The organism is Streptomyces sp. NBC_01233, from assembly GCF_035989305.1.
Taxonomy (GTDB): Bacteria; Actinomycetota; Actinomycetes; order Streptomycetales; family Streptomycetaceae; genus Streptomyces.
Genome location: NZ_CP108514.1, coordinates 4769893 through 4795012 on the forward strand (window position 1 = coordinate 4769893; position 25120 = coordinate 4795012).

At 72.7% G+C, this 25120-nt stretch carries 31 protein-coding genes and 1 pseudogene; 12 read left to right on the forward strand and 20 right to left on the reverse strand.

The features are described from left to right. Positions 1 to 58 precede the first annotated feature (58 nt). Positions 59 to 466, forward strand: coding sequence for a hypothetical protein (locus OG332_RS22440; RefSeq protein WP_327415148.1), 408 nt, complete (start codon positions 59 to 61; stop codon positions 464 to 466). 73 nt (positions 467 to 539) lie between these two features. Here OG332_RS22440 and OG332_RS22445 read toward each other — a convergent pair whose 3' ends face one another. From OG332_RS22445 to OG332_RS22470, 6 genes are all read right to left on the reverse strand, one after another. Further along, positions 540 to 728 (reverse strand): hypothetical protein, encoded by a 189-nt coding sequence (locus OG332_RS22445; protein WP_327415149.1) that lies wholly within the window; start codon positions 726 to 728, stop codon positions 540 to 542. A gap of 100 nt (positions 729 to 828) precedes the next feature. Continuing rightward, positions 829 to 1188, reverse strand: a complete 360-nt coding sequence (locus OG332_RS22450; protein WP_327415150.1) for a hypothetical protein — start codon at positions 1186 to 1188, stop codon at positions 829 to 831. A gap of 156 nt (positions 1189 to 1344) precedes the next feature. Continuing rightward, positions 1345 to 1944, reverse strand: a complete 600-nt coding sequence (locus tag OG332_RS22455; RefSeq protein WP_327415151.1) for a class F sortase — start codon at positions 1942 to 1944, stop codon at positions 1345 to 1347. Positions 1945 to 2186: 242 nt separating this feature from the next. Beyond that, on the reverse strand, positions 2187 to 2429 hold the full coding sequence (locus OG332_RS22460; protein ID WP_327415152.1) for a hypothetical protein: 243 nt from the start codon (positions 2427 to 2429) through the stop codon (positions 2187 to 2189). Between the two features lie 21 nt (positions 2430 to 2450). Continuing rightward, positions 2451 to 3200 carry a CbtA family protein gene (locus OG332_RS22465; protein WP_327415153.1) on the reverse strand — a complete coding sequence of 250 codons (750 nt, stop codon included), beginning with the start codon at positions 3198 to 3200 and terminating at the stop codon, positions 2451 to 2453. A 57-nt stretch (positions 3201 to 3257) separates the two neighbouring features. Next, positions 3258 to 3473, reverse strand: a complete 216-nt coding sequence (locus OG332_RS22470; protein ID WP_327415154.1) for a CbtB domain-containing protein — start codon at positions 3471 to 3473, stop codon at positions 3258 to 3260. A gap of 293 nt (positions 3474 to 3766) precedes the next feature. Between OG332_RS22470 and OG332_RS22475 the strand changes: the two genes are divergently transcribed. After that, complete coding sequence (locus OG332_RS22475) at positions 3767 to 4117, forward strand: histidine phosphatase family protein (protein WP_327415155.1); 351 nt, start codon at positions 3767 to 3769, stop codon at positions 4115 to 4117. A gap of 94 nt (positions 4118 to 4211) precedes the next feature. Here the strand turns inward: OG332_RS22475 and pucL are convergent, their stop codons facing one another. From pucL to OG332_RS22495, 4 genes are all read right to left on the reverse strand, one after another. Next, complete coding sequence (pucL, locus tag OG332_RS22480; protein ID WP_327415156.1) at positions 4212 to 5156, reverse strand: factor-independent urate hydroxylase; 945 nt, start codon at positions 5154 to 5156, stop codon at positions 4212 to 4214. Between the two features lie 232 nt (positions 5157 to 5388). Further along, complete coding sequence (locus OG332_RS22485) at positions 5389 to 6738, reverse strand: aspartate aminotransferase family protein (RefSeq protein WP_327415157.1); 1350 nt, start codon at positions 6736 to 6738, stop codon at positions 5389 to 5391. A 164-nt stretch (positions 6739 to 6902) separates the two neighbouring features. Further along, positions 6903 to 7871 carry a PaaX family transcriptional regulator C-terminal domain-containing protein gene (locus tag OG332_RS22490; protein ID WP_327419344.1) on the reverse strand — a complete coding sequence of 323 codons (969 nt, stop codon included), beginning with the start codon at positions 7869 to 7871 and terminating at the stop codon, positions 6903 to 6905. Between the two features lie 32 nt (positions 7872 to 7903). Further along, complete coding sequence (locus tag OG332_RS22495; protein WP_327415158.1) at positions 7904 to 8494, reverse strand: GNAT family N-acetyltransferase; 591 nt, start codon at positions 8492 to 8494, stop codon at positions 7904 to 7906. A 68-nt stretch (positions 8495 to 8562) separates the two neighbouring features. On the opposite strand from OG332_RS22495, the gene OG332_RS22500 reads away from it, so the two are divergent. Both OG332_RS22500 and OG332_RS22505 read left to right on the forward strand, forming a co-directional pair. Beyond that, positions 8563 to 9591: an alpha/beta hydrolase family protein gene (locus OG332_RS22500; RefSeq protein ID WP_327415159.1), complete on the forward strand. Its 1029-nt coding sequence runs from the start codon at positions 8563 to 8565 to the stop codon at positions 9589 to 9591. Between the two features lie 285 nt (positions 9592 to 9876). After that, positions 9877 to 10413, forward strand: a complete 537-nt coding sequence (locus OG332_RS22505; RefSeq protein WP_327415160.1) for a hypothetical protein — start codon at positions 9877 to 9879, stop codon at positions 10411 to 10413. 89 nt (positions 10414 to 10502) lie between these two features. Here the strand turns inward: OG332_RS22505 and OG332_RS22510 are convergent, their stop codons facing one another. The 4 genes from OG332_RS22510 to OG332_RS22525 all read right to left on the reverse strand — a co-directional run bounded on the left by OG332_RS22510 (position 10503) and on the right by OG332_RS22525 (position 13396). After that, a complete protein-coding gene (locus OG332_RS22510) occupies positions 10503 to 10874 on the reverse strand; it encodes a hypothetical protein (RefSeq protein WP_327415161.1) in 372 nt (123 codons plus the stop codon). Between the two features lie 24 nt (positions 10875 to 10898). Further along, complete coding sequence (locus OG332_RS22515) at positions 10899 to 11207, reverse strand: SCO5918 family protein (protein WP_319723949.1); 309 nt, start codon at positions 11205 to 11207, stop codon at positions 10899 to 10901. Between the two features lie 82 nt (positions 11208 to 11289). Beyond that, positions 11290 to 12825 carry a DEAD/DEAH box helicase gene (locus OG332_RS22520; protein ID WP_327415162.1) on the reverse strand — a complete coding sequence of 512 codons (1536 nt, stop codon included), beginning with the start codon at positions 12823 to 12825 and terminating at the stop codon, positions 11290 to 11292. Between the two features lie 367 nt (positions 12826 to 13192). Further along, positions 13193 to 13396: a cold-shock protein gene (locus tag OG332_RS22525; protein ID WP_030011983.1), complete on the reverse strand. Its 204-nt coding sequence runs from the start codon at positions 13394 to 13396 to the stop codon at positions 13193 to 13195. 397 nt (positions 13397 to 13793) lie between these two features. Between OG332_RS22525 and OG332_RS22530 the strand changes: the two genes are divergently transcribed. Genes OG332_RS22530 through OG332_RS22540 form a run of 3 tightly spaced genes read left to right on the forward strand, consistent with a single transcriptional unit; the run spans position 13794 to position 15075 of the window. Beyond that, complete coding sequence (locus tag OG332_RS22530; protein WP_327415163.1) at positions 13794 to 14093, forward strand: hypothetical protein; 300 nt, start codon at positions 13794 to 13796, stop codon at positions 14091 to 14093. Beyond that, the gene (locus tag OG332_RS22535) at positions 14090 to 14599 is read left to right on the forward strand and encodes an RNA polymerase sigma factor (protein ID WP_327415164.1); all 510 of its coding nucleotides are present in this window, start codon (positions 14090 to 14092) and stop codon (positions 14597 to 14599) included. The genes OG332_RS22530 and OG332_RS22535 overlap by 4 nt, the downstream gene beginning before the upstream one ends. Next, a complete protein-coding gene (locus tag OG332_RS22540) occupies positions 14587 to 15075 on the forward strand; it encodes a hypothetical protein (RefSeq protein ID WP_327415165.1) in 489 nt (162 codons plus the stop codon). Before OG332_RS22535 ends, OG332_RS22540 begins: the two co-directional genes overlap by 13 nt. A 27-nt stretch (positions 15076 to 15102) precedes the next feature. Here the strand turns inward: OG332_RS22540 and OG332_RS22545 are convergent, their stop codons facing one another. Beyond that, positions 15103 to 15843 carry a PP2C family protein-serine/threonine phosphatase gene (locus tag OG332_RS22545; RefSeq protein WP_327415166.1) on the reverse strand — a complete coding sequence of 247 codons (741 nt, stop codon included), beginning with the start codon at positions 15841 to 15843 and terminating at the stop codon, positions 15103 to 15105. A 207-nt stretch (positions 15844 to 16050) separates the two neighbouring features. Between OG332_RS22545 and OG332_RS22550 the strand changes: the two genes are divergently transcribed. Further along, on the forward strand, positions 16051 to 16296 hold the full coding sequence (locus OG332_RS22550; protein ID WP_327415167.1) for a hypothetical protein: 246 nt from the start codon (positions 16051 to 16053) through the stop codon (positions 16294 to 16296). Between the two features lie 67 nt (positions 16297 to 16363). After that, on the forward strand, positions 16364 to 17734 hold the full coding sequence (locus OG332_RS22555; protein ID WP_327415168.1) for an FAD-binding oxidoreductase: 1371 nt from the start codon (positions 16364 to 16366) through the stop codon (positions 17732 to 17734). A 218-nt stretch (positions 17735 to 17952) separates the two neighbouring features. Here OG332_RS22555 and OG332_RS22560 read toward each other — a convergent pair whose 3' ends face one another. Together OG332_RS22560 and OG332_RS22565 are read right to left on the reverse strand one after the other, a co-directional pair. Beyond that, positions 17953 to 18558, reverse strand: coding sequence for a potassium channel family protein (locus tag OG332_RS22560; RefSeq protein ID WP_327415169.1), 606 nt, complete (start codon positions 18556 to 18558; stop codon positions 17953 to 17955). Positions 18559 to 18707: 149 nt separating this feature from the next. Further along, complete coding sequence (locus OG332_RS22565; protein ID WP_327415170.1) at positions 18708 to 19904, reverse strand: DUF2254 family protein; 1197 nt, start codon at positions 19902 to 19904, stop codon at positions 18708 to 18710. 165 nt (positions 19905 to 20069) lie between these two features. On the opposite strand from OG332_RS22565, the gene OG332_RS22570 reads away from it, so the two are divergent. Both OG332_RS22570 and OG332_RS22575 read left to right on the forward strand, forming a co-directional pair. Further along, the gene (locus OG332_RS22570; RefSeq protein ID WP_327415171.1) at positions 20070 to 20966 is read left to right on the forward strand and encodes a YhjD/YihY/BrkB family envelope integrity protein; all 897 of its coding nucleotides are present in this window, start codon (positions 20070 to 20072) and stop codon (positions 20964 to 20966) included. Positions 20967 to 21031: 65 nt separating this feature from the next. Then, positions 21032 to 21637 (forward strand): MmyB family transcriptional regulator, encoded by a 606-nt coding sequence (locus OG332_RS22575; protein ID WP_327415172.1) that lies wholly within the window; start codon positions 21032 to 21034, stop codon positions 21635 to 21637. A 50-nt stretch (positions 21638 to 21687) separates the two neighbouring features. Here the strand turns inward: OG332_RS22575 and OG332_RS22580 are convergent, their stop codons facing one another. The 3 genes and pseudogenes from OG332_RS22580 to OG332_RS22590 all read right to left on the reverse strand — a co-directional run bounded on the left by OG332_RS22580 (position 21688) and on the right by OG332_RS22590 (position 24341). After that, positions 21688 to 22446 (reverse strand): VOC family protein, encoded by a 759-nt coding sequence (locus OG332_RS22580; protein ID WP_327419345.1) that lies wholly within the window; start codon positions 22444 to 22446, stop codon positions 21688 to 21690. A 239-nt stretch (positions 22447 to 22685) separates the two neighbouring features. After that, positions 22686 to 23168: pseudogene (locus tag OG332_RS22585) on the reverse strand (serine hydrolase); the annotation flags it as partial. Positions 23169 to 23315: 147 nt separating this feature from the next. Beyond that, on the reverse strand, positions 23316 to 24341 hold the full coding sequence (locus OG332_RS22590; protein ID WP_327415173.1) for an alpha/beta fold hydrolase: 1026 nt from the start codon (positions 24339 to 24341) through the stop codon (positions 23316 to 23318). Between the two features lie 126 nt (positions 24342 to 24467). Here OG332_RS22590 and OG332_RS22595 point away from each other — a divergent pair, with 126 nt between their 5' ends. Continuing rightward, entirely contained in the window at positions 24468 to 25103 is a 636-nt protein-coding gene (locus tag OG332_RS22595) for a TetR/AcrR family transcriptional regulator (RefSeq protein ID WP_327415174.1), read from the forward strand. Positions 25104 to 25120 lie beyond the last annotated feature (17 nt).

A 25120-nucleotide genomic window follows, 5' to 3' on the forward strand; every position in this document is an offset into this window, starting at 1 on the left:
CCACTTGCCGGTCCGGGGTGGCGGGTGTGCTCTGGATGATGGATGAGAGGAGCCCGTCATGGCACATGCGGCACCCACCGCCCACCGGCGGCCCACCTGGCAGTCGGCGGACAAGGCCCACCTGAGCACGGGCGCCTACGTGCGACCCCTGCTCGCCGGACTCGGGTACGGCGTATGGGCCGCCGATCTCGAGCGCCAGATGGGTCCGGTCGACGCGGCCAACGTCTTCTACGGGATCCTGTGCGGCGTGATCTTCGCCGGGATCATGTTCGCCCTGGCCCGGATCGGCCCCCGCCTCATGCGGGAGGTCCACGCCACCTCGTACGGCGTCTTCACGGGCATCGCCGCGGGCTACCTGCACAGCCTCACCGACGCGTCCGTGCTCAGCTCGGCCGTCATCGGCCTCTTCGTCGGGCTGGGCGTGGGCCTGGCGGCCTTCTACCGCTACTACACGCGCGAGGACTGACGCGCGGGACGAGCGGGGCGGTGCCCGAGGCGCCCGCAGGGCCACGCGGCCCTGCGGGCGCCTCCGGGCGCTCCTACGCGGCCGAGTCGGCGGCCTTCTGCTGCGGTTCACTCTCGGACTCGACGGCGACAACGACGGCCATGGCCTGGGCCTTCGGTGGCTCGGCCGGCTCGGCCGGCTCGGTCTGACGGGCCGGCGGGGTGAACCGCGTGACCTCGGCGCGGAGCATGGCGTTCAGTGCGGCGTACGGGTCGATGGGCATGGCGGAACCTCACGGTGCTCAGGGGGTGTGGGGGCTGCGCTGTCACTGGGGGTGTCGCGGGGATGTCCTGCCGGTGGGGCCGGACAGCTCCTCGGTCCGCTCAGCAGCGCAGGACCACACTCCGCACCGTCCGCAGGGACAGGGCCGGTTCGGCCGTATCCGCGATCGGCCCGCACGGTGGCGCATCCGGGTGTTTCACGTGAAACACCGCAAGCGGTGTCCGCCGTACGCCGGGCAGCCCGCGCGCGATGGTCCGTACGGCCGCCCGTGCCTCGGGGGCGGCGGCCGGGTCGGACGGGCCTTCGCCGGGTTCGCCGGGCTCGGAGGGCGCGGTGGAGGCGGGACGGGATTCCGCGGCCGCGGCGCCGGCCGGACCGGCGCCGAACACGCACAGCAGCACGACACAGGCCGCGGTCAGGGCCCTGGTCAGTGCCGAACGTGTGCGTCGCCTCCCACTCATGCGAGGGGTGTGCCCCGACACGCCGGGCGTCCCCCGGACCGGCCCCAAGAAGCCCCCGACCGGGGGACGAAGACACCCCCCACGGCTGACGGACGGCCGTAGGGGGCGGGCTGGAGCTGCGGGCCGGGCGCGGCGCAGCCGCCTCGCCGGGGCCGGTCAGCGGGTGCGGCGCTGCCCGGTCAGCCGGGCCAGCACGGCGGTCTCGCCGCCGAGCAGCCGCAGTTGGGGCCGGCCGGCCGGATCCTCGCGGGCGGAGGTCCCGCCGGGGGAGACCCGTACGACGGTGAACACGGCCGTACGGCTGTCCGCGCGGGGGATCTCGATGGTCCGGCCCCGCCGCAGCTCGCCGAGGCGCAGCCCTTCTCCGGTGACCACGGCGGTTCCCGCCGCCCCGGGTGCGGGACCGTCGGTGTCCCAGGAGACCTCGTCGCGCTCGCCGGTCAAAGGCACGTCGACGCCCAGGCTCGGGATCCTCAACCGCAGCGGCCGTGCGGCCCGCAGGGGGCCCGTGACCGTCCGCAGCGGCCCGGCGGCGGTTCTCGGCGACCGCTCCCCCCGGCCGGGGGCGTGCTGCCCGGACTGCTCCAGCTCCCGCACGAGCCGGCGGTGTCCGGACAGTCCCAGCGCCCGCGAGGGAAGCGCGTCGTCGGTGGTCACGGCTGCGGGCTTGGCGCCCTCGGTCCGTTGCAACACCACGATGCCGGTGGACAACAGAGCCACCGTCAGCGAGGCGACGACCCACTGGGCGCGGGGCATGGGAATCCCTCCTGTCCGGCGCGTGCGGCCGGGTCATGTGAGCAGTGGACACCTCCTCTGCCCATCGGCACCCGGTGAAACACGGTGGACTGACGATGCGTCACGGGCGTGTCGTCCCGAGATCCGGGCGTTTCCCCAGTTCGCGGCGGATGCGCCCGCCCTGCGCCGGAAGCGGGAGGGATGCCCCCGAACGGGTGAGACGGCAAGCGTGGGTCCCGCAGCCGGCGCCGCCGGCCGAGGTCTCACATGACGACGGCGGCCGTGCCCGCGCCCATCAGGACGGCGGCGAGGTGCACGGCCGGGTGGCCGTAGTCGCCGTACCAGAGGTGGCGGGCCAGGCCGCCGAGGGCGGCCAGTGCGGCGATGATGCCGATCTGGCCGAACAGTGTGATCGCGCAGCAGGGGGCCAGGAGCAGCAGGAACGAGTTCAGCCAGAACGGGGCGGCGCCCGTCCAGCCTCGCCATTCCCTGATCGCCGTCGGCATGTACTACCGGCCCCCTCGTGGTCAACTCGTCGGCTGCACAGCCTCCTTGGGTGGGGAGGCGGGCGCAAGGGCCCGTTCGGCTAGATAGCCGAAGGCCAGGCCGAAAGTCGTCCACAGTGCGGTCTGGATGGCCAGGGACGCGAGGCGGAAGTCCCAGATCAGCGCGGCCGGGAATCCTGCCGGGACCTCGTTGATCCCGGGCAGGACGGCGTACGAGACGCCGATGACCAGGACGAAGGCGCCGCCGGCGACGATCGACGCGTTCCCGTTGCCGAGCTTCGGCGCGAGCCGCCGGCCGAGGATCAGCGCGCCCGCCGCCAGCAGCGCGCTCAGGGCGATCATCAGGAGGTGGAGGGCGGTCCGCCGAGCGGCGGTCTCCGGGTCGCCGACGGCGGGGGGATTGGCGGGGTACTTGAAGAACGGCATCAGGGTCACGGTGACGAACAGGGCCGCGGTGACCAGCGCGGCCGTGGCCCGCGGGCCGAAGCGGCCGATGCGGCCCAGTGCGTAGCAGTAGACGAGTGCGGCGATGCCGCCGAGCGCCACCGCGTAGAGCAGGACGCCGGTGCCGAGCCCGGCCGTGGCCTGGAGGGCCCGGCTGACCGGGGCCTCCTCACCGTGGTCGTGTCCGGCCGCGGCGGCCTCTTCGATCGCGATCGCCGCGTCCACCTTGGATTCACCGAGGAGGTACGCGACGAGGAAGGCGGCCACACCGGCCAGCAGACCGGCGAGCATGCCCCTGACGAGCAGTGTGCGGGGGGAAACGTTCATGGTTCGGTTCCCTTGCGGAGACGGAGGTCAGTGGCAGGGGAATCAGTGGCAGGGGAATCAGTGGCAGGGGAAACCGAGGAGGTGGCGGCCGTCGTGCAGCCACTCGTGGATCGTCTCGCCTTCGAAGACCGCGGTGGCGCCCTGCTCGGCGCCGACGAAGTAGAGCAGGACCAGCATCAGGATCCCGACGAACACGGCCCAGGGGGCCAGCGCGGAGAGCGAGATCGGGGCAACGGCGGGGGCGTTCGTCGTAGGCACGGCGGAGTGGGCCATGGCAGAACCTCCAGAGGGAACACGCGTCCCGGTCAGTGGTGCTCGCGACGACGGTGACGGGTCTGACTTGCCTCCCCCTCCGGGAGGTTTCACAGTGGCGCGACCGTGCCGGATTCTCACCGGTGCTTCCGTCGTTCCGTCGTCATGCAGTTGTCTCGTCCGGACCGTACCGCGCTTACGCTCCCCTTATGAAGACCCCGTTGATACGTGTCCGTCTTTCCAGGCTCCCACTGGACACGGCCGCCCGCCAAGGCCGCTTCGGTCACGCCCGGCCGTGCCACGGGTACGCAGGCTTGCGCGGCCTGGACGCGGGGGAGTGGGCGGGGCGCACCCTGGACGGGGTGGCGGCCGAGGACCCGGCGGCCCTGCAGGCCTGGATGACGGACCCCGGGTACGCGCCACCGGGCGGCGAGTCCGTGGACGCGCTGATCGCCCGGGTCGGGGCGGAGCTGGCCGGGCTGGCCGCGGGCACCCACCGGATGGCGGTCGAGCAGGCCGTCGTACGGGCGGCCGTGGTGTACGCCCTGGAGCTGCCCGCGGCGGCCTTCTGGCGGCTGGACGTGCGACCGGAGTCGGTGACCACCCTCACCGGGCGGGCGGGGCGCTGGAACCTCCTGGTGGGCCGGCCGGAGGAAGCCGATTAGGGGCTGCTGCCGCAGCGCCTCGGCCCGGACCCCGCGACGCCGTCCGGGCCGATCGGGCCTTGGGTGAAGGGCGTTGCACGTTGCGCGTGGTGCGTTACGCGACGATCCAGTCGGACGTGGCGATCACCGGCTGCACGCCGTCGCGGTGCACGGTGCCCTCGATCAGGCCGTACATCCGGTCCGCCGCGAAGTAGACCTCGTTGTCGTTCTTGAGGCCGAAGGGCTCCAGGTCGACGAGGAAGTGGTGCTTGTTGGGGAGGTTGAGGCGCACCTCGTTGACCTTGGGGCAGTTGTCGAGCACACGCTCGGCCATCTGGTTCAGGGTCTGCTGCAGCGAGTACGAGTACGTCTCCGCGAAGGCTTCCAGCATGTTCTTGCGGACCTTCTTGTACGCCTGGTCCCAGTCGTACGAGGAGTCGTCGGCGGCCAGCGCCGAGTGCGCCCAGCGCGCGGTGACCTTGGTCGCCAGGATGCGGTCGTACGCCTCCTGGAGGGTCGTGTACTTGTCCTTGATGTAGCCGTGGAACTCGGAGTTGGTCGAGTTCATCACCGTGAGGTCCTTCAGACCCGAGATGACCTGCAGGCCCGTCGTCTCGCTGTAGGTGATCTGCGCGGTGCGCACCTCCTGGCCCTTGCGGACGAAGGAGTGCTGCTCCTTGCGCGTCGGGACCGGGATGCGGTCCCACACGTACTCCTCGATGCGGATCTGCGCCTCGCGGATCGGCTGCTGCGAGGAGACGAAGTGCTTGGCGAGCAGGATGCCGAAGGCCTCTGGGGAGTCGATGCCGTGCTCCTTGCCGAAGGCGTACACCGTGTTCTTGGTGGTGTCGGTCGGCAGGCAGTTGGCGTTGTCGCCGGTGAGGTGGACGTCACGGAACTCGCCCCGGAGCGCGACCGAGACGTTGAGGTCGCGGATCTCGTGCCAGGAACCTCCCCCAGACTCCGTCTGGGAGGTGCCCCCATTGCCCTTGCGGGTGACCTTGACGATGCGGTTCTCGGCCTTGCCGTACTGGTTCTGTGCCAGGACGTGCTTGCTCATGGCTGACTTCCTTACGGGTACACGGAGTCCGGCTGACTGGATCCCGTACGCCCGGCGTCCAGCGGAAGGCCCGCTCCCCGCCGTTCGGTCACGGAGGACCGCCCCGGGACTGACGTGCATCCCGGTCCGTAGGTGCTCTGTTCGGATTTCAGCACGTTCACGTGGTGTTCGTAATGGCGCGGAACATCCAAGACGGGCACCCACGGATTGGGGGACCGTATGGTTCGGCAGGTCAGGCCGTGTGCGCGTCGGCCACCGAGAGGGCCTCGTCGAGGATCTCCAGCCCCTTGGCCACGTCCTGCGGCGCGATGTTGCAGGCCGGCGCGACGTGGATGCGGTTGCCGGCGACGAGCGGCCAGAGCCCGCCCTTCTTGCACGCGGCGGCGAACTCGGCCATCGGCGCGTTGTCCGCCCCGGCGGCGTTGTACGGGACCAGCGGCTCGCGCGTCTCCCGGTTCCGTACGAGCTCCAGGGCCCAGAACGTGCCGAGGCCGCGGACCTCGCCCACCGACGGGTGCCGCTCGGCCAGCGCACGCATGCCGGGGCCGAGCAGGTCCGCGCCGGTGCGGGCGGACTGCTCGACGATGCCCTCCTCCTCCATGACGTTGATCGTCGCGACGGCGGCGGCGCAGGCGAGCACGTGCCCGGAGTAGGTCAGCCCGCCCGGGTAGGGCCGGCGGGCGAAGGTCTCGGCGATCGCGGCGGAGATCGCGACCCCGCCGAGCGGTACGTAGCCGCTGGTCACGCCCTTGGCGAAGCAGATCAGGTCGGGGCGCATGTCCCAGTGCTCGGAGGCGAACCACCGGCCGGTGCGCCCGAAGCCGACCATGATCTCGTCGAGGATGAAGACGATGCCGAAGCGGTCGCAGAGCGCGCGCACGCCGGCCAGGTAGCCGTCGGGGTGTACGAGGACGCCCGGGGCGCCGCCGACGGTCTCCAGGATGACCGCGGCGATCGACTGCGGGCCCTCGAAGACGATGGTGTCCTCCAGGTGCCGCAGGGCCCGCTCGCACTCCTCGGCCTCCGTGGCCGCGTAGAAGGGCGAGCGGTAGGCGAAGGGCCCCCAGAAGTGCACGACGCCGGCGGTCGCGGAGTCGTTGCCGAAGCGGCGGGCGTCGCCGGTCAGGTTGATCGCGGTGGAGGTGGCGCCGTGGTACGAGCGGTACGCGGACAGCACCTTGGGCCGGCCGGTGTGCAGCCGGGCCATGCGGACGGCGTTCTCCACGGCCTCGGCCCCGGCGTTGGTGAAGAAGATCTTGTCGAGGTCGCCCGGGGTGCGCTCGGCGATCAGCCGGGCCGCCTCGGAGCGCACGTCGACGGCGAAGCCGGGCGCGACGGTGCACAGCTTGGCCGCCTGCTCCTGGATGGCCGCGGTGACCTTCGGGTGCTGGTAGCCGATGTTCGTGTAGACGAGGGCGCTGGAGAAGTCGAGGAAGCGGTTGCCCTCGTAGTCCCAGAAGTACGACCCCTCGGCACCGGCGACGGCGAGCGGGTCGATGAGCTCCTGTGCAGACCAGGAGTGGAAGACGTGCTTCCGGTCAGCGTCTTTCACGGTGGCGAGGGCGTCGGCTTCTGCGTTCATGAAACGAGCGTAGTTGTCCAGGATGTGGACATGGCGGGGGTCGCCCACCGTGTCCACTGCGTGGCGCTCGGCGAAGGCCGGGCGAGGCCGGGCCGTGGCCTCGCCGGGCCACTGCCTGGCCCGGCGAGGGGCGGGCCAGGGCGGGGCCGTAGACGGGTCCGGCGTCAGGCCAGGGCCTCGCCGTACAGGCGGAACAGGCGTGGCCCTTCGGCCGGAGCGGCGGCAGCGAGCCGGTCCCAGGCCGCGGCCGCCGCCGCCCGGGCCGTCGCCCCCGCCCACGGCTGCGGCAGCAGCTCCGGCGGGAGCAGCGGATCCGGAACCATCGCGGCGGAAAAGGCCGCGGCCAGCGCGATGGCCCGCGCCAGCCCTGCCACCGCCCCGTCCGCCGGCCCGGCCCCGTTCGCCGACCCGGCCCCGTCCGCCGGCCGCACGGTGTCGGCCCGCGCCGACCCCGGCGCCGCGTCCTCGGCCGACCGGGCGCCGGTGGCCAGGGCGTGCAGGGCCTCGTAGCGGGCGGCGATCTCCGGCAGGGGCCACAGGCGGGCCGCCAGGGCCCGCGGGTCCGTGGCGGCGCCCACCACCAGATCGCGCGTGCTCAGGCAGCTCAGCGCCTCCGGGAGGCCCAGTTCCGCCGCCCGGGCCCGCACGTACGGGCCGATGGCGTGGGGCGTGACGTACAGGCCGCCCTGCACCGGCGCCGCCCCCAGGCCGGTCAGCGCGTCCCGCAGGGCGTCCCGTGCGGCCCGTGCGGATTCCGGTACGGCGAAGGCGAAGGCGTGCCAGACCCCGTCCCACGGCTCCAGCCCCCGGTCCTGCCGGTACGCGTGCCGGACGAACTCCACCTCCGGTACGAGCGGCAGCCCCGGCCCCGCCGCGCCCGTCGGCCCCGCGGCCCCCGCCAGGTGAAGCACGGCCCGCCGGCCGCGCCCCGCCACCGTGAACCGCCCCTCGGTCACCAGCCGCTTCACGCACAGCCGCACCTGCTGGTCGGTCATCCCGAGCAGCCCTGCGACCTCGTACAGCTCGCCGCCCTCGACCGTCCCGTCCTCCCGGACCAGCGCGTGCACGACCATCCGCGTGGGGATCCCGCCCACCGCGCCCGTCCCGCCCGTCCCGCCCGTCCCGCCCGCCATGTCCGTCCCGCCCGCCGCACCACCCGTAGCGCTCACCGCGTCACCGCCTTGTGCATCGTCGTCACGCCCCCGAAGCCCAGCACGTCGCGCAGCCAGGGCGTCCGCTGCACCCGGACCGCCCGGAACCCGTGCCGTTCGTACAGTGCCCGCGCCCGCGGGTTCTCCGCGACCACGTCCAGCCGGATCCGCCGGCACCCCTGTTCCGCCGCGATCGCCTCGACCTCCCGCAGCAGCAGGCCGCCGATGCCCCGGCCCCGCTCGGCGGGGTCCACGGCGATGCCGTCCATGACCAGCTCGCCGCGGGCCGGGGTGCGCTCCAGCAGGGCCAGCAGGAAGACCCGCCACAGGCCCCGGACGGGCCCGTACGCCGCTCTGACCGCGGCCGCGTCGCCGCCGATCAGGCCGCGCCCGGCCAGCTGGTAGCCCGCCACGCCGACCACTCGGCCGCCGTCCTCCGACAGGGCCGTCACGCCCCGGTCCCGGTGCAGGTGGCCCGTGATGAACCGCCGCCCTGCCTCCGGGGGGCCGAGGGCGGTGCCCAGCTTTCCGCCGAAGGCCTCCCAGTGCAGCTCGGCCACCCGCTCCTCGGTGCCCTCGGGCACCTCGCGCAGCAATGTCGTCATGCGTACGAGTCTAATACGTTCATGCACGCTACGATCGTTTTAGGTTCGATGGATCAGAGAGGGGCCTCATGTCCCGCACGCGCCGCACCGTCCTGCTCCTCCTGCTGACCACCGCCCTCCTCGCGGCTGGTCTCACCGGCCTCGTCCTCTGGCAGCACGACTACGGCCTGCACGAGGAGCGCGTCACCGTCCCCGCCGCCGGCCACGACCTGCCCGGCGTGCTCGCCACCCCCGCCGGCAAGGGGCCCGGCCCCTTCCCGCTCGTCGTCCTCGTGCACGGCGACGGCGAGGTCGACGCCACCCACGACGGCTTCTACCGCCCCTACTGGGAGGCCTTCGCCCGGGCCGGATACGCCTCGCTCTCCCTCGACAAACCCGCCGACTGGCTCGGCCAGAGCATGGACGACCGGGCCCGCGAGACCGCCGACGCCCTCGCCTGGGCGGTCCGAACCCGGCCGGAGATCGACGCCACCCGCATCGGCCTGTGGGGGGCCAGCCAGGCCGGTTGGGTGCTGCCCAAGGTGGTCGCGCGGGCCCCGGAGCCCGGGGTGCGCTTCGTCATCGCGGTCGGCACCGCCGTGAACTGGGAGCGGCAGGGCGAGTACAACCTGCGCGCCGAACTCCGCGCGGCCGGTGCCGGCGCCGAGCGCACGGCGGCCGCCCTGCGCACCCGGGAGGAGACCCTGGCGCTGCTGCGGCGCGGAGCCGCGTACGAGGAGTACCGCGCGAGTCCGGGCGCCGACCGCGAACTCACGGCGGAGCGCTGGTCGTTCATCAGCCGCAACCACACCGCGGACGCGACCGCGGACCTGCGGGCGATGCGGGCCAGGGGAGCCGTCCCGGTGCTGCTGGTCTCCGGCGCCGACGACCTGAACGTGGACGGGGCCGAGACCGAGGCCGCGTACCGCAGCCTGCTCGAGCCCGGCACGCTCACGGTCCGCCGCTATCCCGGGGCGGCCCACTCCCTGCTCCGGACCCCGGTCGAGCGCTCTTCCTGGCGGCTGGCCCTGACGGCCGTGTTCGCCCCGCGCGCCCTCTTCCCGCCGGGCCTCCTCGCCGACCAGGAGCGCTTCCTCCGGGAACTGCCGGGGAGCTGAAGCAGCTCGGCCGCCCGCCCTCGGCCGCGCCCCGACGTCCAGGGGCCCCGGCATCGGGTTCCGCGTGCCGGCGTGGTGCGAACTCGGCCCGCCGATATTGCCATTTCGTTATCGGCGACTGTCGGATAGGCCCGAAATGACGGCAGTTGGTGATGATCTACTGGATGTCGCTTCGGCCTGGCACGACCAAACCAGGGTGAAGTGCGGCCGCTTTAGCGGCACTTTAGTCCGCGGCTCTCCGGCAGTGCAATCGGGGACCGCGGAATCAGATATCTGGGGGAGAACATGTCTTTCGTTTCCAAGAAATCCGCCATGCGCGTGACCGTCGCCGCGGTCGCCATGGCGTCCTTCGCCCTGACGGCGCCGCAGGCGTCCGCGGTGGAGGCCGTACCGGCCGCCGGCGGCGTGCAGATCTCCGCCGCGGCGGACGAGGCCACGCGCGCCGTCGTCAAGGCCCAGCCGGTGGCGGCCGCCGCGACGGCCAACCTGTGCGGCGCCGGCTACGTGCTGACCTTCGCCGAGCAGCTTCCGGACTCCCGCCGTTTCGGCACCCTCTTCACCTACCGCAAGGAGGGTGTGGGGTCCTGCGCAGTGTTCGACAACAACCTCGGCACGGCGAAGTACATGAAGCTCAAGATCTGCGAGACCTCCAAGCCGCGCCCCGCGGGCACGCCGCGTCCGTGCCAGACGGACGAGGGGAACTTCAGCCAGTACGCGGGTCCGGTGCGCGTCAATGACGTGTGCGGAGAGGTCACCGCGATCATGAAGCAGGACAACGTCGCGATCATCGACCGCGTGCGCCTCGTGCCGCCCTGCAAGTAGACGCATTCACCGGAAGACGGCCCCCGCGAACGAACGCGAGGGCCGTCTTCCGGCGTTCCGGCACGTGCCGGAACGCGCCGTGAAAGGGCTTACTTGTCGGAGTAGCTGAAATCTCCGACGGTCCACGCGCTGACGTCCTTCACCGCGATCCGGTACATCCCGCCCGTCTCGGGGATGCCCAGGGCGCCCTGAAGGATGCGCGCCACGTGGAAGTGCAGGTGCGAGGGGGCCGCGGCGCCCTGTCTGTCATCGCGGCCGGCGGAACTGAAGATCTCGGCGAACGGGCCCAGCTGGTCGGAGTCCCGAAGGACCTCGGCCACCCGCTGACGCCAGACACTCTCGGGGGCGAGCCGGCCCGTGATGACGGCACCGTGGACCACGACGGTCAGGGACATCTGATTGGTCTGCTCCGACTCGACCATGGCGGCGAGATCGAGGAGCAGGTCGTCAGGGATCGACATGGACAGCGACTCTAGCAAGCGCCGTCAGGCGTCGGCCGGGCTTCCGAGGAGTGCCGAGGCCTCCTGGAGCGGGGTGAGCGCGGGCGCCGGCACGGGTACCGAAAGGTCGCGGCAGGTGAACCCGAGGCGGGTCAGCGCCCGGGTCACCTCGGCCGCCGTGAAGTCGCGCCGGTCCTGCCGGGTGATGACCTCACCGACCTGCTTGACGGGGTAGGTGCGTCGGCTGATGATCACGGACGCTCCCGTGACGGGCTCGGCCTTGACGCCCTTCATCTTCTCCTCCACCTCGCTCTTCTCGAGGTCGAAGGGGTATCGGGCGATGACGAAGCGCATGATGCCTCACAGACGTGACGGAACGGAGCGGAGCGGGCGGTACGGGCGGTACGGGCGGTACGGGGGCGGTACGGGGCCTGGGTCAGGCGGCCATGCCCATGGAGCGGCGCCGCTCCTGGGCGGGGCGGCTGCGCCGTCCGCGGGAGGAGCGCGGGCTGCGTCCGGTCCGCTCGGCCTGCGGCGCGGTGATGGTGACGGGGATGCCGGAGGGGGCCTGGGCGCCGGTGATCCGGCTCAGCGCCTCCTCGCCCGAACGGACCTGGGTGGTCTGCGGGACGATGCCGGCGGCCTGCATGAGGCGGGTCATGTCGCGGCGCTGGTTGGGGGTGACCAGGGTGACGACGCTGCCGGACTCGCCGGCGCGGGCGGTACGGCCGCCGCGGTGCAGGTAGTCCTTGGGGTCGGTGGGCGGGTCCACATTCACGACGAGGTCGAGGTTGTCGACGTGGATCCCGCGCGCCGCGACGTTGGTCGCCACCAGCACCGTCACGTGCCCGGTCTTGAACTGGGCCAGGGTCCGGGTGCGCTGCGGCTGCGACTTCCCGCCGTGCAGCGCCGCGGCCCGGACACCACTGTTCAGCAGGTCCTGGGTCAGCCGGTCGACGGCGTGCTTGGTGTCGAGGAACATCATCACCCGGCCCTCGCGCGCCGCGATCTCCGTCGTGGTGCGGTGCTTGTCGGCGCCGTGGACGTGCAGCACGTGGTGCTCCATCGTGGTGACCGCGCCGGCCGAGGGGTCCACCGAGTGGACCACGGGGTCGGTCAGGTAGCGGCGCACGAGCCGGTCGACGTTGCGGTCGAGGGTGGCGGAGAACAGCATCCGCTGGCCCTCGGGACGCACCTGGTCGAGCAGGGCGGTGACCTGGGGCATGAAGCCCATGTCGGCCATCTGGTCGGCTTCGTCCAGGACGGTGATCGCGACCTGGTTCAGCCGGCAGTCGCCGCGGTCGATGAGGTCCTTGAGCCGTCCGGGCGTCGCGACGACGACCTCGGCGCCGCCGCGCAGCGCGCTCGCCTGCCGCCCGATGGGCATGCCGCCCACGACGGTGGCCGTACGCAGCTTCATGGCGCGGGCGTAGGGGGCGAGGGCGTCCGTGACCTGCTGCGCCAGCTCGCGCGTGGGGACGAGGACCAGGGCCAGCGGCTGGCGGGCCTCGGCACGCTGTCCGGCGGTGCGGGCCAGCAGGGCGAGGCCGAAGGCGAGGGTCTTGCCGGAGCCGGTGCGCCCGCGGCCGAGCACGTCACGGCCCGCGAGGGAGTTCGGCAGGGTGGCGGCCTGGATCGGGAACGGCACGGTCACGCCCTCGGTGGCGAGCGCGGCCAGCAGCTGCTCGGGCATGTCGAGGTCGGCGAAGGACTCGGCGGCGGGGAGCGCCGGAGTGATCGTCTCGGGGAGGGCGAATTCACCCTGGAGGGCGGCGGGGCGGCGACTGCCGCCGCCGTAGCCGGAGCGGCCGGAGCCGCCGTATCCGGAGCCGCCGGAGCGGCTGGGGGCAGAGGAGCCGAAACGGCTGCCGCGGCCGGAGCCGCCGGAGCCGCCGGATCCGCCGAAGCCTGCGGAGCCGCCCTTGCGGGGGGCGCGGGAGGAGCGGTCGTTCGTGCGAGTGGTGCGGTTCATGCAGAACCTTCCTCGATGCGGCGCGTATCGAGGAATTCCCGGGCAGGGGGATTCGCGAGAACGAGCCGAAGAAAAGACGGGACGGGGCCGTGCCGCGCCGGAAAAGGGCGGGCCGGTTCGTCGTGGAGAGGGTGCCGCGCTGCGCGTCGGAGAGCCGGGGTGCGGCGGACGCTGTGCGGGGCGGAGGCGGGGCGGTGCGTCGTGGGAGACACTGCCGCCCGGCCGGACGTGAGGCGGGCCGGCGCCGAGCGCCGTGACCCGCCGCTCACTGGGCCGTCGGGGACCGACGGGGCCTGAGCGGGGAAAAAGCAACGCGCCGAGGCCCGCACCCCAAGGTGCGGGCCTCAGCTGCGTGTACGCGTCAGCGTCAGGCGGGAACGATGTTCTCGGCCTGCGGGCCCTTCTGGCCCTGCGTGACGTCGAAGGTAACCTTCTGGCCTTCCTGAAGCTCACGGAAGCCAGAAGAGGCGATGTTCGAGTAGTGGGCGAAGACGTCAGCGCCGCCGCCCTCCTGCTCGATGAAGCCGAAGCCCTTTTCCGCGTTGAACCACTTCACGGTGCCAGATGCCATATGAATTCTCCTTTGGGGCAGAGCCCGGGACCGCACTGTGCGAGCCCGGCGTCGCCGCGATGATTGCCCCGAACCGGAATGTGCAAATTTCACTGCATGCACCGGAAATGCAAAGTGCGCCCACCGTAAATCAGGTGAGAGCACTTGTAAGTTTTTGGGAACCACAACTGCAACTGACATCACAGTAGCACGGGGGGTGGCATCGGGGGCGTAAATTTTCTCCCGTAGCAGGTCTGTCGAAATTCCGCACCTGCAGGAACAGAAATCCGCGCCTGAAAATCATATAAACGCGTGTGTCCCTGGCCGGATCCGCGCGCGATGTGACGCAGGTCATGCGGAATGTTCGGCCGGTCGGCCCCCTCTTCCCTCCCGGAACGCCGTCGAACAGGAGGAAGCCGTGAGAATCCCGTGGACCGGTCCGACAGCCCGGCTGTGCCGCGCGGTGACGGCCGGGCTGATCCTCGCCACGACCGTGCCCGCCGCGGCCGCCCAGGCCGCACCGCCCGACCGGCGCGTGCGCGAGGCCTACGTGTCGATGGCGGGCGCCGACGCGCCCGGCCCGGCGGCCCACGACCGTGTCCGGGTCCTGAAGGTCGGCGACGCGCGGGCCCGGCAGGACCTGTTGTTCGCCGGGGCGGGGAAGAACACCTTCCCGGACACGGTGGTGCCGTTCCTCACCCGACTCGGCGAACGGTGACCGCGGCCACGAGCGCCGAGCCGGCCGCCCTCGTACGCGCCGCCCAGCGCGGGGACCGGATGGCCACCCAGGGGCTGCTGGACCTGCTGACGCCCTGCGTCGGGCGGCTGTGCGGCCCCATCGCCCTGCAGGACGGGCCGGACGCCACGCAGGAGGCGCTGATCGTGATCTTCCGCAGCATCGGCCAACTCCGGGAGCCCGCCGCCCTGTTCGGGTGGGCTCGGGTGATCGCCGTACGGGAGGCGGTCCGCATCGCCCGGGCGGCGGCCCGGGCGGTCCCGGACCCGCTGGAGGACGTGCCCGCGCGCGACGATCCGCAGCTCGCCGCCGACGTGCGCGACGTCCTGGAGCGGCTCTCCCCGGCGCACCGCGCCGTCCTGGTCCTGCGGGACCTGGAAGGGCTGGACGAGCACTCCGTCAGCGCGCTCCTCGGCGTGCCCGAACCCACCGTGCGGACCCGGCTCTTCCGGGCCCGCCGCAACTTCCTGAAGGCGTGGGGACGTTGAAGGACTCCTGGCCGGTCGCCGAACTCGACGCCGTCCGCAGGCTGCGCGTCATCGCGCGCAGCACACCGGGCACGGGCTTCGCGGAGCACCTGATCGACGCTCCCTTCGACCAGGTCTGGGCGCTCGCCTCCGACCTGGAGAACCAGCTGCCCGTGATGATCACCGACATCAGCTCCTTCACCGTGACCTCGGCGGCCGGCGGGCGCCTCGAAGCCCGGGCCCGCAGCCCGCTGGGCCTGCGGGCGCGCTACGACGTCGTGCTGCGGCCGGGCTGGTGCCTCATGCAGAGCCGGTTCGTGCTGGGCGGCATGGCCGCGGTGGCGGAGGGGGACGGCACCCGGTTCGCCTTCTTCGGCGGGCTGCGCCTGCCGGGCATCCGGCTGGCCGACCGCGCGCTGCACCCGCTGATGTCCTCGCTGGGTGCCAGGGCGCTCCAGCGGTTCACGGACCGGCTGGCCGCCCCGGGGGGCGGGTGACACGTACGCGCCGCGCCGCGGCGGGTGCTACGCGCCGATGCGGACCAGCGCGAGCGTGATGTTGTCGGGGCCGCCGGCGTCGATGGCGGCCCGCCACAGCTCGAAGGCGGCCCTGCCGTCGTCGTGCACCCGCAGCAGGTCCTCGATCTCCTCGTCGGGCACCGGGTCGGTCAGCCCGTCGCTGCACACCAGGTAGCGGTCGCCCTCGGTCAGCTCGAAGGCCGCCATGTGGGGCGCGATCGAGTGGTAGCCGCGGCTGCCGCCGAGGGTCTGGGTCACGGCCGACGTGGTGCGGTGCCCGGGGGCCGGCGGCGGGCTGTCGTCCACGCTGACCTGGTGCAGGCCGTCCGGCGCCGCGCGGAACACCTTGCTGTCGCCCACGTTGAACACCACCAGCGACTCCGCCAGGACGAGGGCCCCGGCGATGGTGGTCCCCATGGAGGTCAGGTCCGGCCGTCCGTCGGTGGCCGAGTGCACGGCGTGGTTGCAGCGGCGCAGTGCGTCACCGAGGGCGTCCTCGCCGTCCAGTTCGGGGCCGAGCGAGGAGAGGTGGCGCACGACCAGCTCGCTGGCCACTTCGCCGGCCGGCTGCCCGCCGAGCCCGTCGGCGACGGCGACGACGAGCGGTCTGCCGAAGGGGAACAGCAGGGTCTGGGGGTTCTGGGTCACGGTCCCGCACAGCGTCCACGGGCCGACGACCAGGCTGTCCTCGTTGTGTTCGCGTACCAGCCCCACATGACTCAGGGCGGTCACAGCTATGTAGGGCACGTCGATGACCCGCCTCTCCGCAACGGCAACGGCAGACGTGTACCTCACCACCATTGTCGCGCCGTCCCGGCATGCGGGGCGCGTCCCGCCGGAGCACCCTGGTCGTGGAGCCGCCTGTTCCCCGACCGGTGGCCCGGTCAGGAAGGACTGGAGATGTTCGCGAGGCTGAGCACCTACCAGGGATCACCGGTCCCCGCGGAGGGAGACGTGACCGCGAGTTCGGAGGCGGTCGTCAGGCAGGTCACGGACGTTCCCGGATTCCGGGGCGTCTACTACCTCGTCGACCGGGCCACGGGGGAGGCCAAGTCGCTGACCTTGTGGGAGGACGAGCGGACCATGCGGGACAGCGAGGAGCAGGCCGCCCGCATCCGCGAGGAGACGGCGCAGCGGGAGGGCCAGCGGATCGTCTCCGTCGAACACTTCGAGGTGGGCTTCAGCCACCTCCAGCCGTAGCGCGGACCGGTCGCGAGGACCGGCTACGGGACCAGCTTCAAGCCATCAGGTACGAGGAGCGACGGCCATGGGCAAGCTCTCGATCGACCAGTTGCGCGAACGGGTCCGCGGGGCGGTCGTCACGCCCGACGACGCGGCCTACGACGAGGCACGCAAGGTCCACAACGCCATGATCGACCGGAGGCCGGCCGCCGTCGTGCGCTGCGCCAACGCGGGCGACGTCATGGCCACGGTCGACTTCGCCCGCGAGAACGAGCTCGACCTGGCGGTACGCGGCGGCGGGCACAGCGTGCCCGGCTTCGGCACCTGCGACGACGGCGTGGTCGCCGACCTGTCCGGGATGCGCGGGGTCCGCGTGGACGCGGCGCGCCGGACGGCGCGCGCGGAGGGCGGCGCGACCTGGGGCGATTTCAACGCGGCGACGCACGCCTTCGGGCTGGCCACCACCGGCGGGATCATCTCGACGACCGGGATCGGCGGGCTCACCCTCGGCGGCGGCATCGGCTATCTGTGCCGTGGAATGGGCCTGAGCTGCGACAACCTGATCTCGGCCGATGTGGTGACCGCGGACGGCCGGCTGCTCGTGGCGAGCGAGGAGGAGAACGCCGACCTCTTCTGGGCGCTGCGCGGCGGCAGTGGCAACTTCGGCGCGGTGACCTCCTTCGAGTACCGGCTCGGCCCGGTCAAGGACATCTACGGCGGGCCGATGCTCTTCGAGCTGGCGGACGCCGCCACCGTCCTGCGTTCCTTCGCCGATCACATCGCCGACGCCCCGGAGGAGCTGGGCGGGTTCCCGGCCTTCCAGATCGCCCCGCCGCTCCCGTTCATCCCGGAGGACCGGCACGGCGACACCTTCGCGCTGATCGTCGCGTGCTGGTCCGGGCCGCTGGACGAGGGGCCGCGCGCCCTGCAGGCCTTCCACGACTTCGCGCCGGTGGTCGCGGAGCACGTGGGTCCCATGCCGTACCCGGCGCTCAACAGCGCCTTCGACGCTCTCGTGCCGCCCGGCCTCCAGCACTACTGGAAGGCCAACTTCGTGACCGAGCTCACCGACGAGGCGATCGCGGCGCACGTGGAGCACGCCCCGGGCCTGCCCGCCGTGAACTCGACGGTCCACATCTACCCCGTCAACGGGGCCTGTCACCGCGTCGCCCCGGACGCGACGGCCTACGCCTACCGCGACGCCTCGTTCGCCACCGTCATCGCCGGCATGTGGCCCGACCCCGCCGGCAACGAGGCCAACACCGCCTGGGTCCGCGACTACTACGAGGCCATCGCCCCGCACTCGGAGGAGGGCGGCTACATCAACTTCATGGCCGACGACGACCAGGACCGCATCCGGGTCAACTACAAGGGCAACTACGACCGGCTGGTCCAGGTCAAGCGGACCTACGACCCGGGGAACCTGTTCCACCTGAACCAGAACATCAAGCCGTAGCGCTCCGGCGGTGGCAGCGGTCGGGAGTCATGCAGATGCGGAACGTCATGGAATCCTCCGACGACCCCTCGCCCGAGGAGCAGGCCACCGAGGCGGCAGCCCGAGGCCACGACGGCGGCCGCCAAGGGCCTCCGCTGCTGACGGGGTGACCGGGAGGGACCCCGGCCGGCTCCCCGGCCGGGGTCCCGCGCCGTACGCTCACGCGTCGTCGTCCGGGCTCACGCTTCGTCGTCCGGAGCGACGGGACCCTTCCCCTGCCGACGCATCCCGACCCTGACCGCGCCGAAGAGCGCCTTCGCGATCACACCCACCAGGAGCAGGTCGGACAGCATCTGCACGGTGGTCAGCACACGGGCGGTCTGCGTGACGGGTGCGATGTCGCCGAAGCCCACGGTCGCGAACACCGTGACCGTGAAGTAGAGGGCGTCCGTCCGGTTCAGTGACTCCGTGAACGATCCCGGGACCGCCTCGGCGAGCAGGAAGTACGTCGCGGAGAAGAGCACCAGGAACACCGGTACGGCGGTGGCCAGCACCTCCAGGGCGCGCAGCCGCGGGTGCTGCGCACGGGTGACGGCGGCGACCTGCCAGACCACCAGCAGGCCGAAGAGGCCCAGGCCCAGTACGAGCGTCACGACGGTGCGAACGCCGAACACGCCGTCCAGGGGGGCCAGGTAGAACAGCGCCGTGATCAGGACGGCCGAGGCGGTGGAGCGGAGCAGACAGTTCAGCAGGGCGCGCCGGCGCTCCCGGGGTTTCGCGGTTGCGGTGCCGTCCGTGGTGCTCGGGCGGTCGTGGGCGGCAGCGTCCCGGCGCTCGTCGCTCATCAGCACTCCTCGCGCAGGCGGGCGGAGCTCCACAGCCATTGCAGCATCCGCTGCCAGGCCGCGCATCTCCGCGCTCAAGGAGAAGGGCGGCACCACCCCGGGGGAGGGCGGCCGGGCCGAGGCCGCCGAGATCGTGGCCTGAGCCGCCCTCAGTCGGGCTCGCGGGGCGTCCAGATGAGCGGGTACGCGGTGCTCCCCGTGCGCTCGGCCCATTCGAGCCGCTCCCGTACGACGGCCCGCCGGCCCTCGGGGCTCCGTTCCAGCAGCCGGCCGAGGAGGTCGCGCAGCCGGCGCAGGGCCATCGGGGAGGCGGCGGCGGCGACGGCGAGGTCGTCGCAGGCCGTCCGGACGTACTGCTCCCAGTCGGGGACGGGGACCGTCACCCGCACCCGGCCCGCCCCGTCGGTGAACCGGCCGAAGTCCAACTCCCGATCGGCGAGCCGGGTGAGCAGGTCCTCCAGGCGGTCCATGCTCTCCACCGCCGTCGCCGGGTCGTGGACGGCTGGGGAGAGCGCGCGCAGCGCGATGTCGACCAGGAGCCTGAACGCCAGTTCGGGATCCTGGTCGAAGGTGCGTTCCACGCCGGTGACCACGGCCTCGCGCAGGACCTCCTCGGGCAGTTCGGCGCCCGTCACCTCGGCCAGGGCCATGCCCCGCGAGACGGTCCGGCCGGGGGTGACCCGGAAGTCGATCGCGCAGTCGTGCCGCCGGGCCACCGCCACCAGGGCGGGTACGTCGATCTGCTGGACCACGGTCGCCGGCCCGGACCAGCGCACGGTGGAGCTGGTTGCGGTCCCCGGGGGCGGCGGCGCCGCGGCCGTGCGGCCGGGATCGTACGGCCGCACGTACAGGCCGTCGTAGGACAGGTGCGCACGGGTGGCGATCGCGGTGAGCGAGTGGGCGAGCTGGATCGAGTCGAACGCCTTCGTCTGCAGCGACCTCATCAGGGTGAGGGCGACCAGGGTGAGGATCATGGCCACGCAGGGGAGGAGGGCCGAGACCTGGTCGCGGGCGCCGATGGCGAGGCCCGCGACGACGCAGAACACGAAGACCCCGACGGCGAAGGCGAAGGCGCGCCACACGATCGGTTCGTCGCGGAAGAACGCGAGGCGCGGGGTGAACGTGCTGGCGGAGAACTGCACGACCAGGAACAGCATCGAGTAGATGATGCTCACCAGGCTGATGACGCCGAACCCCACGGTGAAGAGCATGCTCGCCACGCGCGAGGCCTCCACCAGCGGTCCCACGTCGGCCATGGGGGCCACCAGCCCCAGCGCCAGACCGCCGAGCGCGCAGATCAGCTGGGTCAGGTCCCGGCGCATCGCGCGCGTCGGCCGTTGGAACATGCGGCTCGCCCCCTCGCGGTCACGGTCACGTGTTGCGGGTACGGGAGGGATGCAATCACGGGAGTGACGGGGCCGGGCGGTGAAATGCCGGATATGCGCTGTTCGGTGTTCTCTCGTGGAAGGGTGGTCACCGACGTCGGCAACCGTCCCCGTGAGGAGTGCACCGTGTCCGATCCGGAGGCCACCGGGCGCCGGCTCCGCCTGCCCCCCTGGATGCGCAAGCACACACCGCTGCTGACCCGGCTTCTCGAACAGCTCGCCAGCGTCAAGGTCCTGGACTGCGCGTTCAGGCTGGCCGCGCAGGCCTTCCTCGGCGCGGTGCCGGCCCTGTTCGTCATCGGCGCCCTCGCACCCGACTGGCTCCAGCAGGAGCTGGTCTCGTCCATCCGCGCCACGCTCGGGCTCCAGGACGCCGCCCTGGACCAGGTGCGGCAGGTGTACTCCGCCACCGATTCCACCGCCACCGCGAGCACCGGCGCGGTGGGCGTCGTGGTGACGCTGGTGTCGGCCACCGCCTGCAGCCGAGCCCTGCAGATGACGTGCGAGCGCTCCTGGCACCTGCCCAAGGCCAAGGCCCGGCTCGCGGCCTGGCGGTGGCTGGCCTGGCTCCTCGTCTGGCTGAGCGCACTGCTCTTCCAGGGGCCGGTCCAGAGCGCCTTCGGCGCCGGCCCGGTCGGCGGCTTCCTGCTCGCCGTGGTCAGCGGCACGCTGCTGTGGTGGTGGACCCAGCACCTGCTGCTCGGCGCCCGGATCCCGTGGCTGCCGCTGCTGCCCGGTGCGGTGCTGGCCGGGACGGGGGAGCAGCTGCTGTCCATGGTGTCGAGGATCTACATGCCGCACGCCGTCGAGCGCAGCATGCGGCAGTTCGGCAGCCTCGGGTCGGTCTTCGCCCTGATGTCCTGGCTGATCGTGCTGTTCATCGTCCTCACGCTCTCCATCGCCGTCGGGTACGTGGTCGCCCGCGAGCCCGTGCCGGCCCACTGGCTCCGTACCCCGCTGCCGGACCGCGACGCCGGGGCCTCCGGGGGAGACGCGATCACGGGGCGAGGGCGAACTCGCTGACCAGCCCGACGAATGCGTCCTCCTTCTCGAAGAACGCGACGTGCCCGGCGTCGATCTCGGCGTACGTGCTGTGCGCGATCGCGCGGTGCAGGGCGCGGCTGTTCCTGCTGTTCCTGCTGCACCTGCTGCACCTGCTGCACCTGCTGCACCTGCTGGACCAGCTGCCCGGCACGCCCGCGCAGGTCCTCGGCGACCCGGGCGACGTCCTGGCCCAGAACGACATGGCCCGCTCCCTGCTGGGCGGCGTGTGCACGGTGTCCGAGCACGGCCGCAACGTGGTCTGGCGCTGGTTCGCCGATCCGGCCGCGCGGGACGCGTACCCGGTCGAGGAACACGAGCAGTACGGCCGGGTGCACGTCGCGGACCTGCGGGCGGCCGTCGGCCGCCGGGCCGCGGACCCGGCCGCCACCCGTCTGGTGGAGCGCCTGCGGGACGCCGGCGAGGAGTTCACCGCCCTGGGGGAGCTGCACGAGGTCGCCGTCCGCCGCCACAGCCGCATGCGTGTGATCCACCCGGTCGTCGGCCCCGTCGACCTCGACTGCCAGGTGCTTCTCGCCCCGGAGGGCGAGCAGCGGCTCGTCCTGCTCACGCCCCCGCCCGGCACGGACACGGCCGACCGCCTCGCCCTCCTCCGGGTCGTGGGCACGGAGCAGTTCACGCCGGCCGGCTGACCGGCCCGCGCCGAGGCCCTGCGGCGCCGCCGGGACCGTGCGGCGGCCGCTCAGGAGCGGCCGCGGCCGTCCGGGCCGACGATCCCGAACAGGGCGCCGTCGGGGTCGCGCAGGGTGATCTCGTGGGGGAAGAGGCCGGAGCCGGTCCCGGCGTCGGTGGCGGGGACCGTGCTGCCGCCCAGTCCGGTGGCGGCCTTCACCGCGGTCTCGACGTCGGGCACCCGGAAGTGGACGTGCCAGTGGGGCCGCAGGTGCGGGTCGGGGGCCGCCGCGAGGGTTCCGCCGTGCAGCCGGGCCACCGTCTGGCCCGCGTGGCGGAGCTGGATGCGGTTGTTCTCCTCCACGTAGGCGACCTCGCAGCAGCCGGTGTGCCCGCAGGCCCACTCCAGGACCTCGCCGTAGAAGATGGCGGCGTCGAAGGCGTCCCGGGTGCGCAGTTCGAGCCAGGCCGGAGCGGCTTCCCCGCCCATGCCCCAGTCGGGAATGGCATCCCCCTGCCAGATCCCGAAGACCGCCCCGTCGCGGTCGGAGGCGAGCGCCGCCCGTCCGGTGCCGAAGGCCAGGGGGCCGACGGCGACGGTTCCGCTGCGTTCGAGGATGCGTGCGGCCGTGACGTCGGCGTCGTCCACGGCGAAGTACGGGGTCCAGGCGACGGGGGCCGCGACTGTCGGGGGCAGGGCGCCGATGCCGGCCACCGGGACCCCGTCGCTGAAGCCGACGGTGAACCCCTCTCCGAGCCGGGCCGATCCGAACTTCCAGCCGAGGACCGCACCGTAGAACGCCTGCGACGCGCCGGGGTCGCGGGCCATCAGACTGACCCAGCAGGGCGCGCCGAAGGTTTCGTGACTCGATGTCGACACGGCTGTCCACCCCATCCGCTGGTGCGCCCCCAGGAGCCCCTCCCACGTGGTCGTGGCCGCCCCGGAGACGGTGCGTAGGTGCGTGGGCGCATTCCGTCGGGCTACATCCTCGTACCGTCTCCCGCCGCCCCCGGGGCGACACGGCGTACGGGCACCCGGACGGCCCCCGCCCGGGCCGGACCCCCGGTCTACCCGGTGCCGGTGGGGAGGGAGAGGCCGGCGTAGATCTGGTTGAGGACGGTGGGCAGCAGGGCCTGGGCGGTGGTGCGGCCTTCGGGCGACAGGGTCAGGTTCGTCCAGATCACGAGCGTGACGTCGTTGTCCGGGTCGTGGCCGATGAAGGAGTTGAAGCCGGGGAGTTCACCGCCGTGGTAGTACATCGCGGAGTTCGGACCGAAGCGCTGGTAGGCGATGCCGTACCCGTACTTCTGTCCGTCGGGCGCGGCCGGGTCCTCGGCCTGCGGGCTGCTCCGCCACTGCTGCTGGAACGAGGGGTTCAGGACCTTTCCCGTCACCAGGGCACGGATCCAGGCGGCCAGCTCGTCCGCGGTGGAGACGGCGCCGCCGGCGGCGAGGGCGTGGGCGCGGCCGACGGATCGGGGAGCGCCGCGGCGCCCGCCCCGGGCGGCAGGACGCAGCCCGCGATCAGCAGGGCCGCGCACGGTGCCAGCAGGGCCGTGCGGCGGGCGGTGCGCGCGTTCCTCATGCGGGCATCACAGCCCTCGTGCTCGGCGGTCCGGCTTCGCGGCCAGGGGGAGCGGGAAGCTCAGGGCCGAAGGGGTGAAGCCGAAGGGGTGAAACGGACTTCCCGTCGCATTTTACCGTCGGGATGCCGGGGGCACCGTGTCGGCGGCAGGCCCGGGCAGGAGGCCGGGGCCTGCCGCCGGGGTTCGGGGTCTCGGGTTCTGGCCCTGCACCTCGGCCGGGTCGGGGGAGTCGACGTCCTCCATGAAGCCCAGCATCCGGGCGTTGACCACGTCGGGGTGGTCGATCTGCGGGCCGTGCCCCGTCGCGGCGATGATCTCGGCGCGGGCCCCGGGGACCAGCCGCGGTACGCGCTCCAGCTGCCGCTGCGGGTGTACGAGGAGGCTGCGCCTGCCCATGATCAGGTAGAGCGGGGTCCGGATGGAGCGCAGTGCGTCCTCGGCGAGGGGCAGCGGTGCCGGGCGGCGGATCCGGAAGGCCCGGGCGCCCGCATGGATCCACTTCCGCAGTTCGGGAACGGCGATGACCGGCTGTTCCAGCCAGGAGGCGAGGCGCGGGCGCAGCGCCTTGGGGGCGAAGCTGGCGAAGAGGCTGACGAAGACCCAGGCGAAGAAGCGCAGGCCCACCTTCTCCAGGCCGCCGGGGTCGAGGGCGGTGACCGACGCGAGCCGCCCGGGCCGGCGGTGCGCCATGTTCAGGACCAGCCAGCCGCCGTAGGAGGAGCCGACGAGGTGGACCTGGTCGAGGCCGAGGCCGTCGAGCGCCTCGTCGAGCCACTGGGCGGCACGCTCCGGCTGCCACATGGGCTCGCGGTGGACGCTGCGGCCGGCGTCGCCGGGGGTGTCGAGCGCGTACACGGGCCGTTCGGCGCTGAGTGCGGGGGTGTTGGGGTACCACATGGCGGAGCAGTAGCCGGCGCCGTGGATCAGCACGACCGGCGTGCGGGACTCGGCCGCCGGGTCCGTGGGGCCGTACCGGTAGACGTGCGTGGTGCCGAAGCTGGTCTCGACGTCCGTCTCGGAGCGGGCGGGCGCACCCATGGCGTAGACGGCGTCGCTCGCGGCGAAGTAGCGGTCGCGCAGCTCGTCGTTCACGTAGCGGCCGACGTCACGGCGCACGCGGGTCGTGTTCTCGGGCACGGGGCACCTCCGGGAAGAATCGTTCTTCGTGATACGACCGCACCACGATCATGGTACGGCGGTACCATGAAGGCGTCCGGGGAGCCCGGACCGCGAATTCGACCGACGGGGCGGAGACACCGGCAGATGCCGAAGCGCGTGGACCACGAGGAACGGCGCGCCCAGATCGCCGAGGCGCTCATCCAGGTCGCGGGGCGGCGAGGGCTGCATGCGGTCGGCATGCGGGACGTGGCCGCGGAGGCCGGGGTGTCCCTCCGCCTCGTGCAGTACTACTTCGAGACCAAGGAGAAGCTGCTCTTCTACGGGCTCCAGCACCTGACCGCCCGCTTCACCGCGCGGGTGGGCGCCCGCCTGGCCGCCGCAGGTCCGGATCCGGGCCCGCGCGCGACGATCGAGGCGCTGCTGCTGGCCTCCCTGCCGACCGACGAGGAGGGCCGCACCTTCCACCTCCTCTACAGCTCGTACTCGATCCTGTCCGTGACCGACGAGGCGCTGGCCGCCCAGCCCTTCATCGACAACCCCGACGCCGCCGAGAACGCCCTGACCGGCCTGCTCGAACAGGCCGTGGCGTCGGGCCTGGCCGACCCCGGCATCGACGCGCGCACGGAGGCGATCAGCCTGCTCGCGATGACGGCGACCATGGGCACCAGCATCCTCGTGGGCCAGCGGGGCCCGGAGTCGGCCCTCGCGGTCCTCCGCCACCACCTGGACCGGATCTTCACGCCTGCTGCGAGCCGGCCGGCCGGGGAGGGCTCGACCTGACCCGGGCGGCGGTTACG